Source organism: Mesorhizobium sp. B2-4-19 (assembly GCF_006441315.1).
Classification (GTDB): Bacteria; Pseudomonadota; Alphaproteobacteria; order Rhizobiales; family Rhizobiaceae; genus Mesorhizobium.
In genome coordinates, this window is the sequence record NZ_VFUV01000010.1 from 45,164 (window position 1) to 61,135 (window position 15,972).

The window sequence follows — 15,972 nt, forward strand, 5'->3', positions numbered from 1 at the left end:
TTGCCAAGCGACCGAGGAATCTGGCCGATTGCGCTTGTGCCGGCGATCAGCCAAACCAATGCGGTCATTTCCGTCCGCCGAGACAAGTCATGCAAGCCGCAGCCCGACGACCTCGCACCAACCATCTCGACCTGGCGCAGCGCATCCTGGATGTGGCGCGCCAGCGCGGCTTCGAGCCCGGCGCGCGCCTGCCCGAACAGCAGATCGCCTCGCTGTGCAATGTCTCGCGTACGCCGGTGCGGGCGGCACTCAGCCTGCTCGCGGAACGAGGCGTCGTGCGCTGGGAGGCCGATACCGGCTACCACCTGGCCGTCGACCTCGCCGCCCAGCCGGCGATTGCCGCCGAGCTTCCGAGCGCGGAGGAGGATGAGCTGGCCGAGGCGATCCTGCGCGATCGCTCGGCGCGGCGGCTGGACCAGACGGTGACCGCCGCCGCGCTGATGCGACGCTACAGTGCTGATCGCAAGACGGTACTAAAAGCGCTTAATAAACTGACAGAGGAGAACCTGCTGGACCGCGCGCCCGGCCAATCCTGGCTTTTCCGGCGCACGCCCGACGATCCCGAGGCGCAAGGCGAAAGCTATGAGTTCCGCTTGCTGCTCGAGCCGGCGGCGATCCTGACGCCGGGCTTCCGGCTGGACGGCGCGCGGGCGGCGGCGTTGCGCCAGGGCATGGACGCCCTGTCGGCACTGCCGGATGCCGCCTTCGACACGCGTGAGTTCCAGCGGCTGGACATGGATTTCCACGGCATGATCGCCGACGGCTGTGCCAACCGCTTCATTGCCGACGCGCTGGCCGATCATCTGCGCCTGCGCCGGCTGCCGGGCATCTATGCCGGGGTCAACGTCTTCCGGCTGCGGCAATCCTTGCTGGAACACCTGAACATACTCGACCATCTCGAAAGCCGGCAGTATGAGGTGGCTGCCGATCTGCTTCGCATCCACCTGCGGCTCTCCCGCAACCAGCGACCGCAAGCAGCCAGCCGCGGGGCGCCCGCCCTGTTCGGCATGATCAGCCGGCCGGAATGAAGAGGATTAATTGACGCGTAAAGCCAGCCCGACCATCGCGCTGTTTCCCGAAGCAAGCTTCGGCGCCGCGTTGAATTGCGTCGGCATCGCGCAGGCCCTGCGGGCGCGGGGCGCCCGGCCCGTCTTCATCTGCCATGCCGGTTTCTCCGGCGTCTTTGCCGACTATGGTTTCCAGGAATACCAGCTGCCGACCGACGAGCCGCTGAGCGACAGCGAGCGCCAGAGCTACTGGCAGGCCTTCGTGCGCCGGCACCTGCCGCATTTTAGGCTCAGCCCGATCGACCAGCTCGAAACCTATGTCGCGCCGACCTGGCAAGCGATCGTCGACACGGCGGTCAATGCCGAAGCGCCGCTGCGCCAATTGCTGGCGCGGCTGAAGCCGGACGCGGTGGTGCTCGACAATGTCATCATGTTCCCGGCGATCGCCGCCGCCGACTGCCCCTGGGTGCGTGTCGTCTCCTGCGCCGAGACCGAACTCCCGGACGCCGAGGTGCCGCCTTACCTTTCCGGCATGGCTGCCGATGACCCGCAACGCGCGGCGTTCGAGGCGCGCTATCTCTCGGCCTCGGCGCCGGCGCATGACCGTTTCAACCGCTTTCGCGTGGATGCCGGCCTGGCGCCATTGCCGAAGGGCCTATTCCTGGAAAGCTCGCCCGACCTCAACCTGCTGCTGACGCCGACGATCGTGCGGCGCGAGCGGGCCGAACCGCTCGATCCCGCCCGCTTCGTCTATCTCGAAGGCTGCGTGCGCTCGGAAGGGCCGTTCGAGGTGCCGGTGTTTCCGCGCAATGGCGGGCCGCTGGTCTATGTCAGCTTCGGCAGTTTAGGGGCCATGGATGTCGGGCTGATCGAACGCATGCTTGCCGTGTTCGACAGGCTGCCGGCGCGCTTCATCGTCAATGTCGGCGGCCTGCGCGACGCCTATCGCGCGGTGCCGGACAATGTCTATCTCGACGCCTGGTTTCCGCAGCCTTCGGTGGTGGCGAAGTCGGACCTGTTCATCCATCACGGCGGCAACAACAGCTTCTGCGAGGCGCTGCGCTTCGGCGTTCCGTCGCTGATCATGCCCTATTGCTGGGACGGACACGACAATGCGCGCCGCGCCGGCGAGACCGGCACCGGCGACCATATCGGCCGGGATGCCTGGACCGAAGGAGTATTGGAGAGAGCCATTCTCGGCCTGCTGGCCGACGACGCCATGCGCGCCCGCCTGAGGGACAACGCAGCCCAAATGGCGCTGCAACCCGGAACGGACGTGGCCGCGCAAGCCATACTCTCTCTGATACGGACTTGAACGACATGCTTGATAAGAACACGAATACCGCGACCAACGATCCCAGGGCCTGGCTGGAACAGCACGGCATCAACGAGGTCGAATGCCTGGTGCCCGACATGAACGGCGTGCTGCGCGGCAAGGCGCTGCCGACGGCCAAATTCCTCAAGGCGCTGGAAGACCGGGCGCTGTATCTGCCGAGCAGCGCTTTTCTCGTCAGCATCGACGGCCGCTATTCCGGCTCGATCGACGAGGGCTTTGCCTATTCGGATCCGGACATGCGCATGGTGCCTGACGTCTCGACGCTGTGCCTTGCGCCGGGCGCCGGGGCGGGGAAGGCCTATGTCTTTGCCGACGCCTTCCACATGGACGGCAGGCCATGGATGGCCTCGCCGCGGCATGTGCTGCGCGCCGTGCTCGATCTCTACCGCCAGCGCGGCTGGCGGGCGGTGGTGGCGCCGGAGGTCGAATTCTATCTGACCGCGCCCAACCCCGATCCCGACAGGCCGCTGACCGCGCCGGTCGGGGCCAATGGCCGTGCCGAGGGTGTGCAGCATCCCTATGACATGGCGGCGCTGGAAGAATTCGAGCCGGTGATCCGGCGCATCTACGACTATGCCGCGGCGGCCTGGCTGCCGCTCGATACGCTGATCCATGAATCGGGCACGGCGCAGCTGGAGATCAACCTCCTGCATGGCGACGCGCTGCCGTTGGCCGACAAGGTGCTTTTGTTCAAGCGGCTGACGCGCCAGGCCGCGCAGCAATGCGGCATGCATGCCACCTTCATGGCCAAGCCGATCGCGGCCCAGGCGGGCAGCTCGATGCATCTGCACATGTCCGTTGTCGATGAGGCGGGCAATGCGCTGTTTGCCGGCGACGATGATGCCGACACCGAGATGTTCGGCCATTTCATCGGCGGCCTGCAGACATATGTGCCGGAGATCATGCCGCTGTTCGCTCCCAACGTGAATTCGTTCCGCCGCATAAGGCCGAACCACAGCGCGCCGGCCAACATCGAATGGTCGCATGACAACCGCTCTTGCGGCCTGCGCGTGCCGGCTGGTGGCCGCTCGGCGCGGCGGGTGGAGAACCGTTTGCCGGGCGCCGATTCCAATCCCTATCTGGCGATCGCCGGTTCGCTGCTCGCCGGCTATCTCGGCGTCGAGCAGAAACTGGCGCGTTCGGCCGAAGCCACGGGCAATGCCTACAAGATCAAGAGCACGCTGCCGAAGACCATGGAGGAGGCGCTCGACCGCTTCACCGCCTGTGAGCCGGTGCGCAAACTGCTCGGCGAGGATTTCTTCCAGACCTATCTGCGCGTCAAGAGCGTCGAGCTCGACCTGTTCCAGAGCGTGGTGACGAGCTGGGAACGCGATCACCTGCTGCTGAAGGTGTGATCATGGCATCTTCAACAGGGTTCAATTCCGGTCTCGATATCGGCAAATCCTATTATGTCGCCACCGCCAATCCGGCGCCGGACCATCCGGCGCTTGTCGGCGATGTCGAAGCCGATCTGGTCGTCGTCGGCGGCGGCTGCACCGGCCTGTCGGCTGCCCTTCACGCCGCCGAGCGCGGCCTGAAGGTGGTGCTGCTCGAAGGCGGCAGGATCGGCTGGGGCGCATCGGGGCGCAATGGCGGCCAGATGATCCCCGGCCTGCGCAAGGGCGCCAAGGGCCTGGTCAAGCTTTACGGGCCGCAGCGGGCAAAGGTGCTGTTCGACCTTGCCTTCGAAGCACGCGGCCTGGTGCTCGATATCATCGAGCGCCACGCCATCGACTGCGATCTCAGGCTCACCGGCCATATGGTCGGCGCGGTCAACGGTTCCGATCTCAAGGATTTGGAGGAAGAGGCCAAGTGCCTCGACAGCGTGATGAAGTTCCGCGACGTCGAGATCCTCTCGGCGGCGGACGCCCGCGCCAAGGTCGACACGCCCTATCACGGCGCGATGTATGAGCCGCTTGGCGGCCACATGCATCCGCTGAACTATACGCTTGGCCTTGCCGGCGCGGCGGTGGCCGCCGGCGTCACCATTCATGAGAATTCGGTGGCGGTGAAGCTGGAGCGCGAGCCTTCGATCCGGGTCTCGACATCGAAGGGCTCGGTGCGCGCAAAACATGTCGTGCTGGCCGGCGATGCGTTGCTCAATGGGCTGGAGCCGCGCGTCAACAGCCGCATCATGCCGGTCGGCAATTACATCGTCGCCACCGAGCCGCTGGAGGGCAAACGCAACGTCATCCCGGCCAATGTCGCGGTCTCCGACACGCGCTTCGTCGTCAATTACTATCGCATGTCGGCGGATGGACGGCTGCTGTTCGGCGGCGGCGAGCGCTACACGCCGTCACCGCCGGCCGACATTGCCGACTTCGTGCGGCCGCATATGGAAGCTACCTTCCCGCAGCTCAAGGGCTGCCGCATCGATCACGCCTGGGGCGGGCTGGTGTCGGTGACGACATCGCGGCTGCCGCATGTCGGGCACTATGGCGAGGTCTATTTCGCGCATGGCTATTCCGGCAAGGGCGTCATCCTGTCGACGCTGTCGGGCAAGCTTTTGGCCGAAGCCATCACCGGCGACGCCTCGCGGCTCGACCTGTTCTCGACGCTGACGCCGCTGCCGTTCCCCGGCGGCACGGCGCTGCGCGGGCCGCTCTATGTGCTGGGCATGCTGTGGTACGCGATGCGGGATCGCATCAAGCATTGAGACGGCCCGACGCGACCTAAACGACGAAGAAATCCTCGATGCGCTGTCTGGCTCCAAGCAGCGCCGGCAGGATTTCCCGCTCCATCTCGGCGACGGTGAACCGCGCCGACTGGGTCGAGACGTTGATGGCCGCGACCGTGCTGCCGGAGCGGTCGCGGATTGGCACGGCGATGGAGCGCAGGCCAAGTTCCAGCTCCTCGTCGACGATGGCAAAGCCGTCTGCCTTCGCCTTGCCGATGGCCTCGGCCAGCAGCCCGATGGAGGTGATCGTCTTCGGCGTCCGTCTCTCGATGGTCGCCTGGTGCAGAAATTCGTCGAGTTCCTCTGGCGCCAGGCCGGCGAGAAGCATGCGGCCCATCGAGGTGCAATGGGCGGGCAGCCTGGTGCCGATATCGAGCGATACGCTGAGGATGCGCCGGCCGGGAATGCGGGCGACGTAGACGACATCCTGGCCCGACAGGATCGCCGCAGAGCAGGCCTCGTTCAGTTGTGCCGCAACAGTCCGCATGATCGGCGCGGCGAAGCTCCACAGCGAGCCGCCACCGAGCCATGTGCGGGCAACGGCCAGCAGGCGCGGCGACAGCGAGAACACACGGCCGTCCTGGGTGGCATAGCCTGATGCGACAAGCGTCAGCAGGAAACGGCGGGCGCCGGCCCGGGTCAGGCCGGCTTGCTGGGCCATTTCCGTCAGCGTCATGCCAGAGGGGTGGCGGGCGAGGATCTCCATCACCGCAAGGCCGCGCTCGAGCGAGCCGACATGATCACGGGAAGCGGTTTCTTCGCCCATCTCACCTCCGCCAAAGGGTTTCGACGCCAGGATTGACTCCATGACCTCACCCGGCGTAGAAAGTTTCGCATACAAAACATAAGTTCGCAATACGAACTTTTCGAATCCGGAGCCCGATCGATGGTCAAGTTCCTGCCGCTCAAACGGGCCGTGGCCGAGAATTTGAACGATGGCGACTCCGTCGCCTTCGAGGGCTTCACCCACCTGATCCCGACAGCCGCCGCGCATGAGGCGATCCGCCAGGGGTTTCGCGACCTGACCCTGATCCGCATGACGCCGGACCTGATCTACGACCAGATGATCGGCATGGGCATGGCGAAGAAGATCGTCTTCTCCTATGTCGGCAATCCCGGTGTCGGCCTGCTGCGGCGCGCCCGCGATTCCATCGAGAACGGTTTTCCCCGGACGATCGAGGTCGAGGAGCACAGCCATGCCGGCATGGCCAACGCCTATGAGGCGGGCGCGGCCGGCCTGCCCTGCGCGGTGTTCCGCGGCTATCGCGGCGCAGGCCTTGCTGCGGTCAACCCGAACATCAAGTCGGTCACCTGTCCGTTCACCGGCGAGGTGCTGGCGGCCGTTCCCTCGATTCGGCCTGACGTCACCTTCATCCATGCGCAGAAGGCCGACAGGAAAGGCAACGTGCTGGTCGAGGGCATCATCGGCATCCAGAAGGAGGCCGTGCTGGCGGCCAAGCGCGCCGTGGTGACGGTGGAGGAGGTGGTCGACAATTTCGACGATCTGCACCCCAATCTGACCGTGCTGCCGCGCTGGACGATCGCGGCGATCTCGGTGGTGCCCGGCGGCTCGCATCCGTCATATGCCCATGGCTATTACGCGCGCGACAACGCCGCCTATCTCGAATGGGACGCGATCGCCGCCGACCGCGAGAAGTTCGAGGCCTGGATGCAGGCGAATGTCATCGAAAAGAGCGCCGACGATTTCGCTGGCCGCGTCGAGCATCTGAGGAAAGCGGCATGAGCGACAATCCGGGCTTCACCCCCAACGAGATGATGACGATCGCCGCCAGCCGCGCGCTGCGCAATGACGATGTCTGCTTCGTCGGCATCGGCGCGCCGTCCGCCGCCTGCAACGTGGCGCGGCTGACGCATGCGCCTGACATCACGCTGATCTATGAGAGCGGCACGGTCGGCACCGCGCCTGACGTGCTGCCGCTATCGATCGGCGACGGCGAATTGTGCGAAACCGCCGTCACCACCGTCGCGGTGCCGGAAATGTTCCGCTACTGGCTGCAAGGCGGCCGCATCTCGATTGGATTCCTCGGCGCGGCGCAGCTCGACAAGTTTGGCAACATCAACACCACGGTCATCGGCGACTATGTCCATCCCAAGACAAGGCTGCCCGGCGGCGGCGGCGCGCCTGAGATCGCGACCTCGTCGAAGGAGATCTACATCACCATGGCGCAGACCAGGCGCGGCATGGTCGAGAAGATCGACTTCTTCACCTCCTTCGGCCATGGCGAGGGCGGCGATCACCGCAAGCGGCTGGGCATCGACACCGCCGGTCCGACGCTGCTGATCACCGATCTCGCCATCTGGCAGCCGGACCCGGTGACCAAGGAATTCACGGTCGTGTCGCTGCATCCCGGCGTCACCCGCCAGCAGGTGCAGGACAGCTGTGGCTGGGTGGTTAAGTTCGCCGAGGTGCTTGACGAAACACCGGCGCCAAGCGAACTCGAACTCACGACATTGCGCGACCTGCAGGCCCGCACCAAGGCGGCGCATGAGGGAACCGGAAAAGCAAAGGCTGCATGACATGGCCGAGGCCTATATCTGCGACTACATCCGCACGCCGATCGGCCGCTTCGGCGGTTCGCTGTCCTCGGTGCGATCAGACGATCTCGGCGCCATTCCGCTGAAGGCGCTTGTCAAGCGCAATGCCGGCATCGACTGGCAGGCAGTGGACGACGTCGTTTATGGCTGCGCCAACCAGGCCGGCGAGGACAACCGCAACGTCGCACGCATGGCGCTGCTCTTGGCCGGCCTGCCGAAGGAAATCCCGGGTTCGACCGTCAATCGCCTGTGCGGTTCGGGCATGGATGCGCTGACCATTGCCGCGCGGGCCATCAAGGCCGGCGAAGCGGAATTGATGATCGCCGGCGGTGTGGAATCGATGAGCCGGGCGCCGTTCGTCATGCCCAAGGCCGATACGGCATTCTCGCGCAATGCCGAGATCCACGACACCACCATCGGCTGGCGTTTCGTCAACCCGCTGATGAAGAAGCAGTATGGCGTCGATTCGATGCCGGAGACAGGCGAGAACGTGGCAGAAGAATTCGCCGTTACCCGCGCGGCCCAGGACGCCTTTGCCGTGCGCAGCCAGGACAAGGCGGTCGCGGCGCAGGCCAATGGGAGGCTGGCCAAGGAAATCACCGCGGTGACGATCCCGCAGCGCAAGGGCGATGCGGTGGTGGTCTCGAAAGACGAACATCCACGCGCCGGCACGACGCTCGAGGCGCTGGCCAAGCTGCCGACGCCGTTCCGGCAGGGCGGCACGGTGACCGCCGGCAATGCCTCCGGCGTCAATGACGGGGCGGCGGCGCTGATCGTCGCCTCGGAGGCCGCGATAAAGAAATACGGCCTGGCGCCGATCGCCCGCATCCTCGGCGGCGCTGCCGTCGGCGTTGCGCCGCGCATCATGGGCATCGGCCCGGCGCCGGCGACACAGAAGCTTTGCGCGCGGCTCGGCTTGACGCCGCAACAGTTCAATGTCATCGAGCTCAACGAAGCCTTTGCCTCGCAAGGCATCGCCGTGCTGCGCCAGCTCGGCATTGCCGAGGATGCCGAACACGTCAACCCGAATGGCGGCGCCATCGCGCTCGGCCATCCGCTGGGCATGTCGGGCGCGCGCATCTCGGGCACGGCGGCCCTGGAGCTGCGCGAGCGCGGCGGCCGCTACGGCCTGGCGACGATGTGCATCGGCGTCGGCCAGGGCATCGCCATCGCGCTCGAACGGGCCTGACCGCCGCCTTGCGTTTGGCCAGCGAGAATCTGGGCTGGATTCGGCGCGTCGCCAAATTTGACCATGTGGACAAAAGTCCGGACCCGTTCCATAGTTCCCCGTCTGATTTTTAGAACGGCCGGCTCGACACGGCTGTCAAACAGAGGGGACTGCAATGGAAAACCGGAAGAACAAGTCTTCGTCGACACGCGAAGGGATTTCGCGGCGCAATGTGCTGGAGCTCGGCGCGCTTGGCCTGGCAGCGGCCATGCTGCCGGGCGCGGCCTTCGCCAAGGACAAGAAACTGAAGGTGGCGGCGATCTTCGCCACGCCGATCGAGGAGCCGTGGGACAACCAGATCCATGTCGCCTTGCAGAAGGCGGAGAAGGAACTCGGCATCGAATACAAATGGTCGGAGAAAGTGCAGACCGCCGACTTCAGCCGCGTCATGCGCGAATATGCGCAGGGCGGCTACCAGCTGGTGCTGGGCGACGCCTTCGCCGCCGAGCGTGAATCGCGCCGCACCGCAAAACAATTCCCGAAGACCGCCTGGCTGTTCGGTTCCGGCGCCGGTCCGGCCGAACCCAATTTCGGCGTCTTCGACAACTGGATCCATGAGCCCGCCTATCTCTCCGGGATGATCGCCGGCAAGATGTCGAAATCGGGCACGGTCGGCGCCGTCGCGGCGATGGGCATTCCGGAAGTGAACCGGCTGGTCAACGCCTTCTTTGCCGGCGCCAAGGAGGTCAATCCGAACGTCAAGAAGAAGGTCGCCTTCATCGGTTCCTTCTTCGATCCGCCCAAGGCCAAGGAAGCCGCGGTTGCGCAGATCGATGCCGGCGTCGACGTCATCTATGCCGAGCGCTTCGGCGTCATCGAGGCGGCTGTCGAGAAGAAGATCCTCGCCATCTCCAACATGTCGGACCAGTCGAGCCTCGGTCCCGACACGGTCATCACCGGCCCGGTCTGGGACATGTATCCGACGGTCGAACAAGCGATCAAACTGGTCAAGGCCGGCGTCTACACCGCGCAGGACTATGGCGATTTCTCGCGCATGGCCAAGGGCGGTTCGTATCTCGCTCCCTATCACAGGTTCGACAAGACGCTGCCGGCCGAGGTCAAGGATCTGGTCGAGAAGAAGAAGGCCGAGATCCTCGAAGGCAATTTCCGGGTGGATGTCGACGAGAACACGCCGGTTTCGGATTGAGGCTTGGTGGGGGGCTGGCGCGAGGCGCCCCCCTCTGTCCTGCCGGACATCTCCCCTCAAGGGGGGAGATTGGCAGCTTCACCCGAGTCACTTTTCTTTCGACCTGGAAAAACTGGCGAAAGCCGAAAGTGACATCCAATCTCCCCCCTTGAGGGGGAGATGGCCGGCAGGCCAGAGAGGGGTGCAGCGCCACCCGATCAGTCAAAGCCGAATCGTAAAGCCAATTCCGATCAGGAGTATCCTTGCCGACGCCCGCCCCACTCATCGAAATGCGCGGCATCACCAAGAGCTTCGGCGCCGTCAAGGCGAACGAGGCTGTCGACCTCAGCGTCGCACCCGGTGAAATCCTCGGCCTGCTGGGCGAGAACGGCGCCGGCAAGACGACGCTGATGAATGTGCTGTTCGGCGCCTACGCGCCGGATGCCGGGGAGATCCTGGTCCAGGGGCAGCCGGTGCGGATCACCAGTTCGGCCGATGCGCTGGCCGCCGGCATCGGCATGGTGCACCAGCATTTTCACCTGGCGCCACGGCTGACGGTGCTGGAAAACCTGCTCATCGGCATTCCCGGAAAATCGGGACGGATCGACCGCGCCAGCGGGTTGGCGCGGCTGGCCGAAATCGGCCGCCAGCATGGATTGACGCTCGATCCCGACCTGCCGGTCTCGGCGCTGTCGGTCGGCGAACAGCAGCGGCTCGAGATCGTCAAGGCGCTGTTTCGCGGCGCAAAGCTTTTGATCCTCGACGAGCCGACGGCGGTGCTGGCGCCGAGCGAGGTCGACGGGCTGTTTTCAGCGCTGCGCTCGATGGCGGCGCAAGGTCTCGGCATCATCTTCATCTCGCACAAGCTCAACGAGGTGCGGGCGCTCACCCATCGCTGCACGGTGCTGCGGCATGGCCGTGTCGCCGGCCGTGTCGACGATCCGGCCAACACGACATCCGCCGCCATGGCGCAGCTGATGTGCGGCCACGAGATCGTGCCGCCGGCCAGGGGGCCTTCGACGCCGGGTGAAGCGGTGCTGACGCTCGACGGCATTTCCACATCGAAGCACTCGGGAACCGCGTTGCGCGATGTGTCGCTTGCCGTCCGTGCCGGCGAGATTCTCGGCATTGCCGGCGTGTCCGGCAATGGCCAGCAGGCGCTCGCCGAAGTGATCTCCGGCGTGCGCGCGCCCGATGCCGGCCGGATGACGATCGCTGGCCGGACGGTCTCGCGGTTCTCGCCGCGCGAGGTGCAGGCGCTTGGGCTTGGGCGCATCCCGGAGGACCGCATGACCACGGGTCTGGTCACCAATTTGCCGCTTGCCGATTCGATGGTGCTGCCACGCATCGGCACTGCCGCGTTCAGCAGCAAAGGCCTGCTCAAGCCGGACGCGATCCGCGCCTTCGCCGAAGAACAGATCAAGGCCTATGACATCAGGTGCCCTGGACCGATGACGCGTGCCGGGGCGCTGTCGGGCGGCAATCTGCAGAAGGCGCTCCTGGCGCGCGAGCTCGCCTTCGACCCGAAGGTTTTGATCGTCTCTCAGCCGACGCGCGGCCTCGACATCGGGGCTGCCCGCTTCATCCACGAAAAGTTCCTCGACATGCGCGCCAAGGGCTGCGGCATCATCGTCATCGGCGAGGATCTGGAAGAGCTGCTGGTGCTCTGCGATCGCATCGCGGTGATGTATGAGGGCCGCATCGTCGGCACGCTCGACAGCGCCGACGCGACGATCGCGCGGCTCGGCCTGCTGATGACCGGGGCGGAGGGCCACAGCTGATGTTTCGCCTGGAAGTGCGCAGCTCGACGCCGACCTGGTTCAATCTCGCCCTCCCGTTGGTGGCGATCGCGGCGACGCTTGTCCTGTGCAGCGGCCTGATCGCGCTGGCTGGCGCCGGCGTGCTCGAATCTTACGGCGTGATGTTCACGGCCTCGCTCGGCGACAGCTACGCCATCACCGAAACGCTGGTGCGCGCGGCACCGATGATCTTCACCGGGCTGGCGGTCGCCGTCGCCTTCCGCGCCAAATTCTGGAACATCGGTGCCGAGGGGCAATTGCTGGCCGGTGCCGTTGCCAGCTGCTTTGTCGGCGCCATCCCGATGCCGGGAGCGGTCGCCATGCTGTTGATGGCGGTGGTGGGTGCCGCCGCCGGCGCCGCGGTCGCGTTGGTGCCGGCGACGCTGCGGGTCAAATTCAAGGTCGATGATGTCGTCAGCTCGCTGCTGCTCAACTCGGTCATTTACTACGCACTGATGGCGCTGATCGAAGGGCCGTGGAAGGACAGCTTCAGCGGCTATCCGATCTCGCCGCCAATCGAGGATTCGGCCAATTTCCCGGTGCTGATCGAAGGCACGCGGCTGCATCTGGGCGTCATCGTGGCGCTGGTCGCAGCACCGCTGATCTGGTTCTTCATCGCGCGCACGACGCTTGGCTTCCGCATCAGGGTCACCGGTGAGAACCCGGAAGCCGCCCGCTATGGCGGCATCCATGTCGAGCGTGTGCTGCTCTCGACCGCGCTCATGTCCGGCGCGCTGGCGGGGCTCGCCGGCGTCGGCGAAGTCGGCGGTGTGCATTTCCAGGTGATGAGCGACATCTCGCCAGGCTACGGCTATTCCGGCATCGTCGTCGCCATGCTGGCGCGGCTCAATCCGCTGGGTGTGGTGCCGGCGGCGATTTTCCTCGCCGCCGTGATGACCGGCGCCGAGGCGATGTCGCGCGCGACCGGCGTGCCGGCGTTCCTCAGCGACGTCATCCAGGGCACCGCCCTGCTTGCCATGCTGGTGGCGCTGCTGTTCACCGCCTATCGCATTCGCCGTGTGGGGGCCGCCCGATGAGCGTGGTGCTGGAACAGATCTTCCAGGTCGGCTTCCTCGCCGCCATCATCCGCATCGCCACGCCGCTGGCCTTCGCCACGCTCGGCGAAATGTTCTCCGAGCGGGCCGGCGTGCTCAATCTCGGCATCGAAGGCATCATGCTGCTCTGCGCCATGACCGGCTTCACCGCCACCAGCCTCAGCGGCAGCCTGTGGCTCGGCGTCCTGGTGGCGGTGCTGACCGGGATGCTGATGGGCGCGCTGCATGCGCTGTTCACGGTGGCACTCGGCCTGAGCCAGCATGTCTGCGGCATCGGCGTGACTTTGTTCTCGTCGGGCCTTGCCTATTTCCTCTACCGGCTGATCTTCGGCCAGCAATCGGTGCCGCCTGCCATCAAGGGCTTTCAGACGCTGCCGATCCCGGTCCTGTCGGGCATTCCGGTGCTCGGGCCGGCGGTGTTCAACCAGTTCGCGCTGGTCTACATGGCAATCCTAGCCATACCGCTCGCCGCCTTCGTGCTTTACCGTACGCCCTGGGGCCTGTCGGTGCGCATGGTCGGCGAGAACCCGCGCGCCGCCGATTCGGCCGGCGTCAGCGTCATTGCCACGCGCTTCCAGGCGGTCATCCTCGGCGGTGCGCTGATGGGACTGGCCGGCGCCTTCCTGTCGATGGCGCAGTTCAACGCCTTCACCTTCGGCGTCGTCTCAGGGCGCGGCTGGGTGGCGATCGCGCTGGTCGTCTTCGGCCGCTGGGATCCGTGGCGCTCGGCGGGTGCCGCACTGCTGTTCGCCTTTGTCGATGCCTTGCAATTGCGCATGCAGGCGAGCGGGCTCGGGCATATCCCCTACGAAGCGTTCCTGATGCTGCCCTTCATCTTCACCATCGTCGCGATGGCAATCATGTCGCGCAACGCGGTGGCGCCCTCGGCGCTGCTCAAGCCGTTTCGCAGGGAAGAGCGTTAGTAATGCTTGGGCAGACGGCGTTGCGGTCGCGGAACTCCACGGCAATGGCGCGCGCGAACATGTGGCAGGCGCCCTTGGTGGTGTCGTAGAGCACCTCGTTCGGTGTCGGCACCGCCGAGATCGACGAGGTGCAGACGATCGAGCCGCCGCCCGCCGCGATCATGCCGGGCAGCACGGCGCGCGTCATCAGGAACATCGCGATCCCAGCAATTCATGACCAACTTGAGCCCTGGAGGGAGAAAATTATTCTGCCTGCAGCGCAAAAATAGCAATCGACAAAGTCTACAAGTTTTATAGATTAACCGGTGAGACGGAGGTCGATATGTCCTATATCCAGAACGCCGACAGCAACGGCCAGAGGCTGGCCAATGCCCAGACCTTTCGCCCGGCCTATGCCGGAGCTTTCGCCTATCTCGTCTTTGCCCTTGCGTTCGTGTTCACCGGGGCCGTCGTTCTGGGCCTAATTCCCTAGGACACCGGATCGACAGGGGCCAGCCGCCCCGCTGTATCAGGCAATCGGAGTTGAATGAACCGGATCCCGGTGCGTTTGCGCGCGGCCGCGATTCGAATTTCAGCGCATCCATGATTCCAGCGATGGAGGAGATGACAATGCCGATCGAATTCACCCATGTCCCCGGCAAGACCGCCGCCGCCGCCATTCCGTTTTTCTATGATTTTGCCGAGACGGCGACCAAGCTCGGACTGATCGAGGATGGCGGCTTTCAGAAGATCGTCGTCGACGATTCGGCCGGGCTGCTGACCAATATGGATCTTGCCGCTCAGGTGCTCGACCGCACCGCCTCGCTCGAGGTCGTGCTGACCCACTGGGCAGGTGTCGTCGCGCCGATCGTGGCGGCCCGCCAATTGGCATCGATAGACCGAAAAAGCGGCGGCCGGCTGGCGCTCCGGATGATCAGCGAGCCGTTGAACGATGACGATGCCGAGTCACGGCCGGTCGGGCACAGCGTCGTCTGGCAGCGCTTGGACGAATATCTCGTGCTTTTGAAGCGGTTGTGGTCGAATGACCGGCCCTTCGATCATGAAGGCGCCTTCTACAGTATCAAGGGCGGCTACGTGCCGCGCAAAGGCCCGCACGGCGCCGACCTGACCATCCGCATGGGCGGGCAATCAGGAACGGCGCTGAAAGTGGCCGGCCGGCATGCCGATGTCTTCGAACTGGCGCCGGGCTCGATCGACGATGTCAGGCAGCTGATGGAGCGGATGCGCGGCGCCGCGGCCGAACATGGCCGGGCCGGCAAGCTGCGCTTCGCGCTTCCGGTGCGGATCCACCAGGGCGCTTCCGCCGCCGGCCACAAGGCGGTCGACCTGTCCGGGCCGCCCGCCCAGGTCGCGTTGTCGCTGCTTGCCTATGCCGGGCTCGGGATCGATGAGTTCATGATCGTCGGCGTCGACACGCCGCGCGAGATCGCGACGGCCGGCCGGGAAACGATCGCGCTGCTGCGCAACTCGCTGGCGCGCCGCGAACATGATGTTTTCCAGCCGGGGGCCTACGCGCCACGCACGGGGCTGGAGACGCGTGCAGAAGGGTGAAGCCGATCAATCGTCTGCGTGATGCCTGTCGCCAAGCCGCGATAGGCCATCGATGACGGCGGCCGAATCGGCGAGCACGCCGAAGACGCCGTCTTCGACCGTCACCATGTGCAGCGCCGCCTCGTGGGCTTGTCTGTCGCCGCTGGCGCAGGCGTCCAAGATCGTCAGGCACTGAAAGTTGCGGTCGCAGGCCTCGCGCAGCGTGGTGTGGACGCAGACGTCAGTCGTGCAGCCGGAAAACATGAGATGCGTGATGCCTTGCGCGCGCAGCACAAGCTCGAAATCCGTATAGGTGAAGGCGCTGTTGCAGGTCTTGTCGACGATGATGTCATCAGGCGCGACATCGATCTCCGGAACGATCTGGAACCCCGCGCCCGAGCGCAGCAGTATGTCGGTGCCGTCGAGACCGGAGCGCCTGCGGCGCCATTTCTCATAGGGCGTCATGTCGGCCATGTCGGCGCGATAGCCCTGCCTGGTGTGGATGACCGTGACGCCGGCTTTTCGCGCGGCTGATATCAGCCGGTTCACCGTGGGCAGGATCGCCCGCAGCGGCGAGGGGTCATACCCCTTTCTGGCGAAATAGCCCGTGGTCGACAGGAAATCCTGCTGCAGGTCGATGACGACAAGTGCCGTGTTTTCGGCCGCCAGCCTGCCGTCATACGGGAAGTCGAAGGGCGTTGCCTTGATCATCCGAGAGTGTCTCCTTGCCGATCG

At 65.4% G+C, this 15,972-nt stretch carries 15 protein-coding genes and 1 pseudogene; 13 read left to right on the forward strand and 3 right to left on the reverse strand.

Features of this window, described 5'->3' with window-relative positions; genetic code table 11:
* The first annotated feature begins 89 nt into the window (after positions 1-89).
* The 4 genes from FJ546_RS18150 to FJ546_RS18165 are packed head-to-tail and all read left to right on the forward strand — an operon-like array spanning position 90 to position 4,999.
* On the forward strand, positions 90-1,028 hold the full coding sequence (locus FJ546_RS18150; protein WP_140890590.1) for a GntR family transcriptional regulator: 939 nt from the start codon (positions 90-92) through the stop codon (positions 1,026-1,028).
* Positions 1,029-1,038: 10 nt separating this feature from the next.
* On the forward strand, positions 1,039-2,322 hold the full coding sequence (locus tag FJ546_RS18155; protein ID WP_140890591.1) for a glycosyltransferase: 1,284 nt from the start codon (positions 1,039-1,041) through the stop codon (positions 2,320-2,322).
* Between the two features lie 5 nt (positions 2,323-2,327).
* Positions 2,328-3,698 (forward strand): glutamine synthetase family protein, encoded by a 1,371-nt coding sequence (locus tag FJ546_RS18160; RefSeq protein WP_140890592.1) that lies wholly within the window; start codon positions 2,328-2,330, stop codon positions 3,696-3,698.
* Between the two features lie 2 nt (positions 3,699-3,700).
* The gene (locus FJ546_RS18165; RefSeq protein ID WP_181167982.1) at positions 3,701-4,999 is read left to right on the forward strand and encodes an FAD-binding oxidoreductase; all 1,299 of its coding nucleotides are present in this window, start codon (positions 3,701-3,703) and stop codon (positions 4,997-4,999) included.
* Positions 5,000-5,015: 16 nt separating this feature from the next.
* Here FJ546_RS18165 and FJ546_RS18170 read toward each other — a convergent pair whose 3' ends face one another.
* Positions 5,016-5,786: an IclR family transcriptional regulator gene (locus FJ546_RS18170; RefSeq protein WP_140890593.1), complete on the reverse strand. Its 771-nt coding sequence runs from the start codon at positions 5,784-5,786 to the stop codon at positions 5,016-5,018.
* 120 nt (positions 5,787-5,906) lie between these two features.
* Here FJ546_RS18170 and FJ546_RS18175 point away from each other — a divergent pair, with 120 nt between their 5' ends.
* The 7 genes from FJ546_RS18175 to FJ546_RS18205 all read left to right on the forward strand — a co-directional run bounded on the left by FJ546_RS18175 (position 5,907) and on the right by FJ546_RS18205 (position 13,707).
* The gene (locus FJ546_RS18175) at positions 5,907-6,764 is read left to right on the forward strand and encodes a CoA transferase subunit A (RefSeq protein WP_140890594.1); all 858 of its coding nucleotides are present in this window, start codon (positions 5,907-5,909) and stop codon (positions 6,762-6,764) included.
* Positions 6,761-7,558: a CoA-transferase subunit beta gene (locus tag FJ546_RS18180; RefSeq protein WP_140890595.1), complete on the forward strand. Its 798-nt coding sequence runs from the start codon at positions 6,761-6,763 to the stop codon at positions 7,556-7,558. The genes FJ546_RS18175 and FJ546_RS18180 overlap by 4 nt, the downstream gene beginning before the upstream one ends.
* Position 7,559: 1 nt before the next feature.
* Positions 7,560-8,765, forward strand: coding sequence for a 3-oxoadipyl-CoA thiolase (gene pcaF, locus FJ546_RS18185; protein ID WP_140890717.1), 1,206 nt, complete (start codon positions 7,560-7,562; stop codon positions 8,763-8,765).
* Positions 8,766-8,919: 154 nt separating this feature from the next.
* Positions 8,920-9,951, forward strand: a complete 1,032-nt coding sequence (locus FJ546_RS18190; protein WP_140890596.1) for a BMP family protein — start codon at positions 8,920-8,922, stop codon at positions 9,949-9,951.
* A 269-nt stretch (positions 9,952-10,220) separates the two neighbouring features.
* Positions 10,221-11,711, forward strand: a complete 1,491-nt coding sequence (locus tag FJ546_RS18195; RefSeq protein WP_140890718.1) for an ABC transporter ATP-binding protein — start codon at positions 10,221-10,223, stop codon at positions 11,709-11,711.
* A complete protein-coding gene (locus FJ546_RS18200) occupies positions 11,711-12,766 on the forward strand; it encodes an ABC transporter permease (RefSeq protein ID WP_140890597.1) in 1,056 nt (351 codons plus the stop codon). Before FJ546_RS18195 ends, FJ546_RS18200 begins: the two co-directional genes overlap by 1 nt.
* Entirely contained in the window at positions 12,763-13,707 is a 945-nt protein-coding gene (locus tag FJ546_RS18205) for an ABC transporter permease (RefSeq protein WP_140890598.1), read from the forward strand. The genes FJ546_RS18200 and FJ546_RS18205 overlap by 4 nt, the downstream gene beginning before the upstream one ends.
* Positions 13,708-13,714: 7 nt before the next feature.
* Here the strand turns inward: FJ546_RS18205 and FJ546_RS18210 are convergent.
* Positions 13,715-13,906 (reverse strand): annotated as a pseudogene (locus tag FJ546_RS18210) (SDR family oxidoreductase); the annotation flags it as partial.
* Between the two features lie 123 nt (positions 13,907-14,029).
* On the opposite strand from FJ546_RS18210, the gene FJ546_RS18215 reads away from it, so the two are divergent.
* The gene (locus FJ546_RS18215) at positions 14,030-14,179 is read left to right on the forward strand and encodes a hypothetical protein (RefSeq protein WP_140890599.1); all 150 of its coding nucleotides are present in this window, start codon (positions 14,030-14,032) and stop codon (positions 14,177-14,179) included.
* 137 nt (positions 14,180-14,316) lie between these two features.
* Positions 14,317-15,258: an LLM class flavin-dependent oxidoreductase gene (locus FJ546_RS18220; RefSeq protein WP_140890600.1), complete on the forward strand. Its 942-nt coding sequence runs from the start codon at positions 14,317-14,319 to the stop codon at positions 15,256-15,258.
* 6 nt (positions 15,259-15,264) lie between these two features.
* Here FJ546_RS18220 and FJ546_RS18225 read toward each other — a convergent pair whose 3' ends face one another.
* A complete protein-coding gene (locus tag FJ546_RS18225; RefSeq protein ID WP_140890601.1) occupies positions 15,265-15,948 on the reverse strand; it encodes an isochorismatase family cysteine hydrolase in 684 nt (227 codons plus the stop codon).
* Between the last annotated feature and the right edge of the window lie 24 nt (positions 15,949-15,972).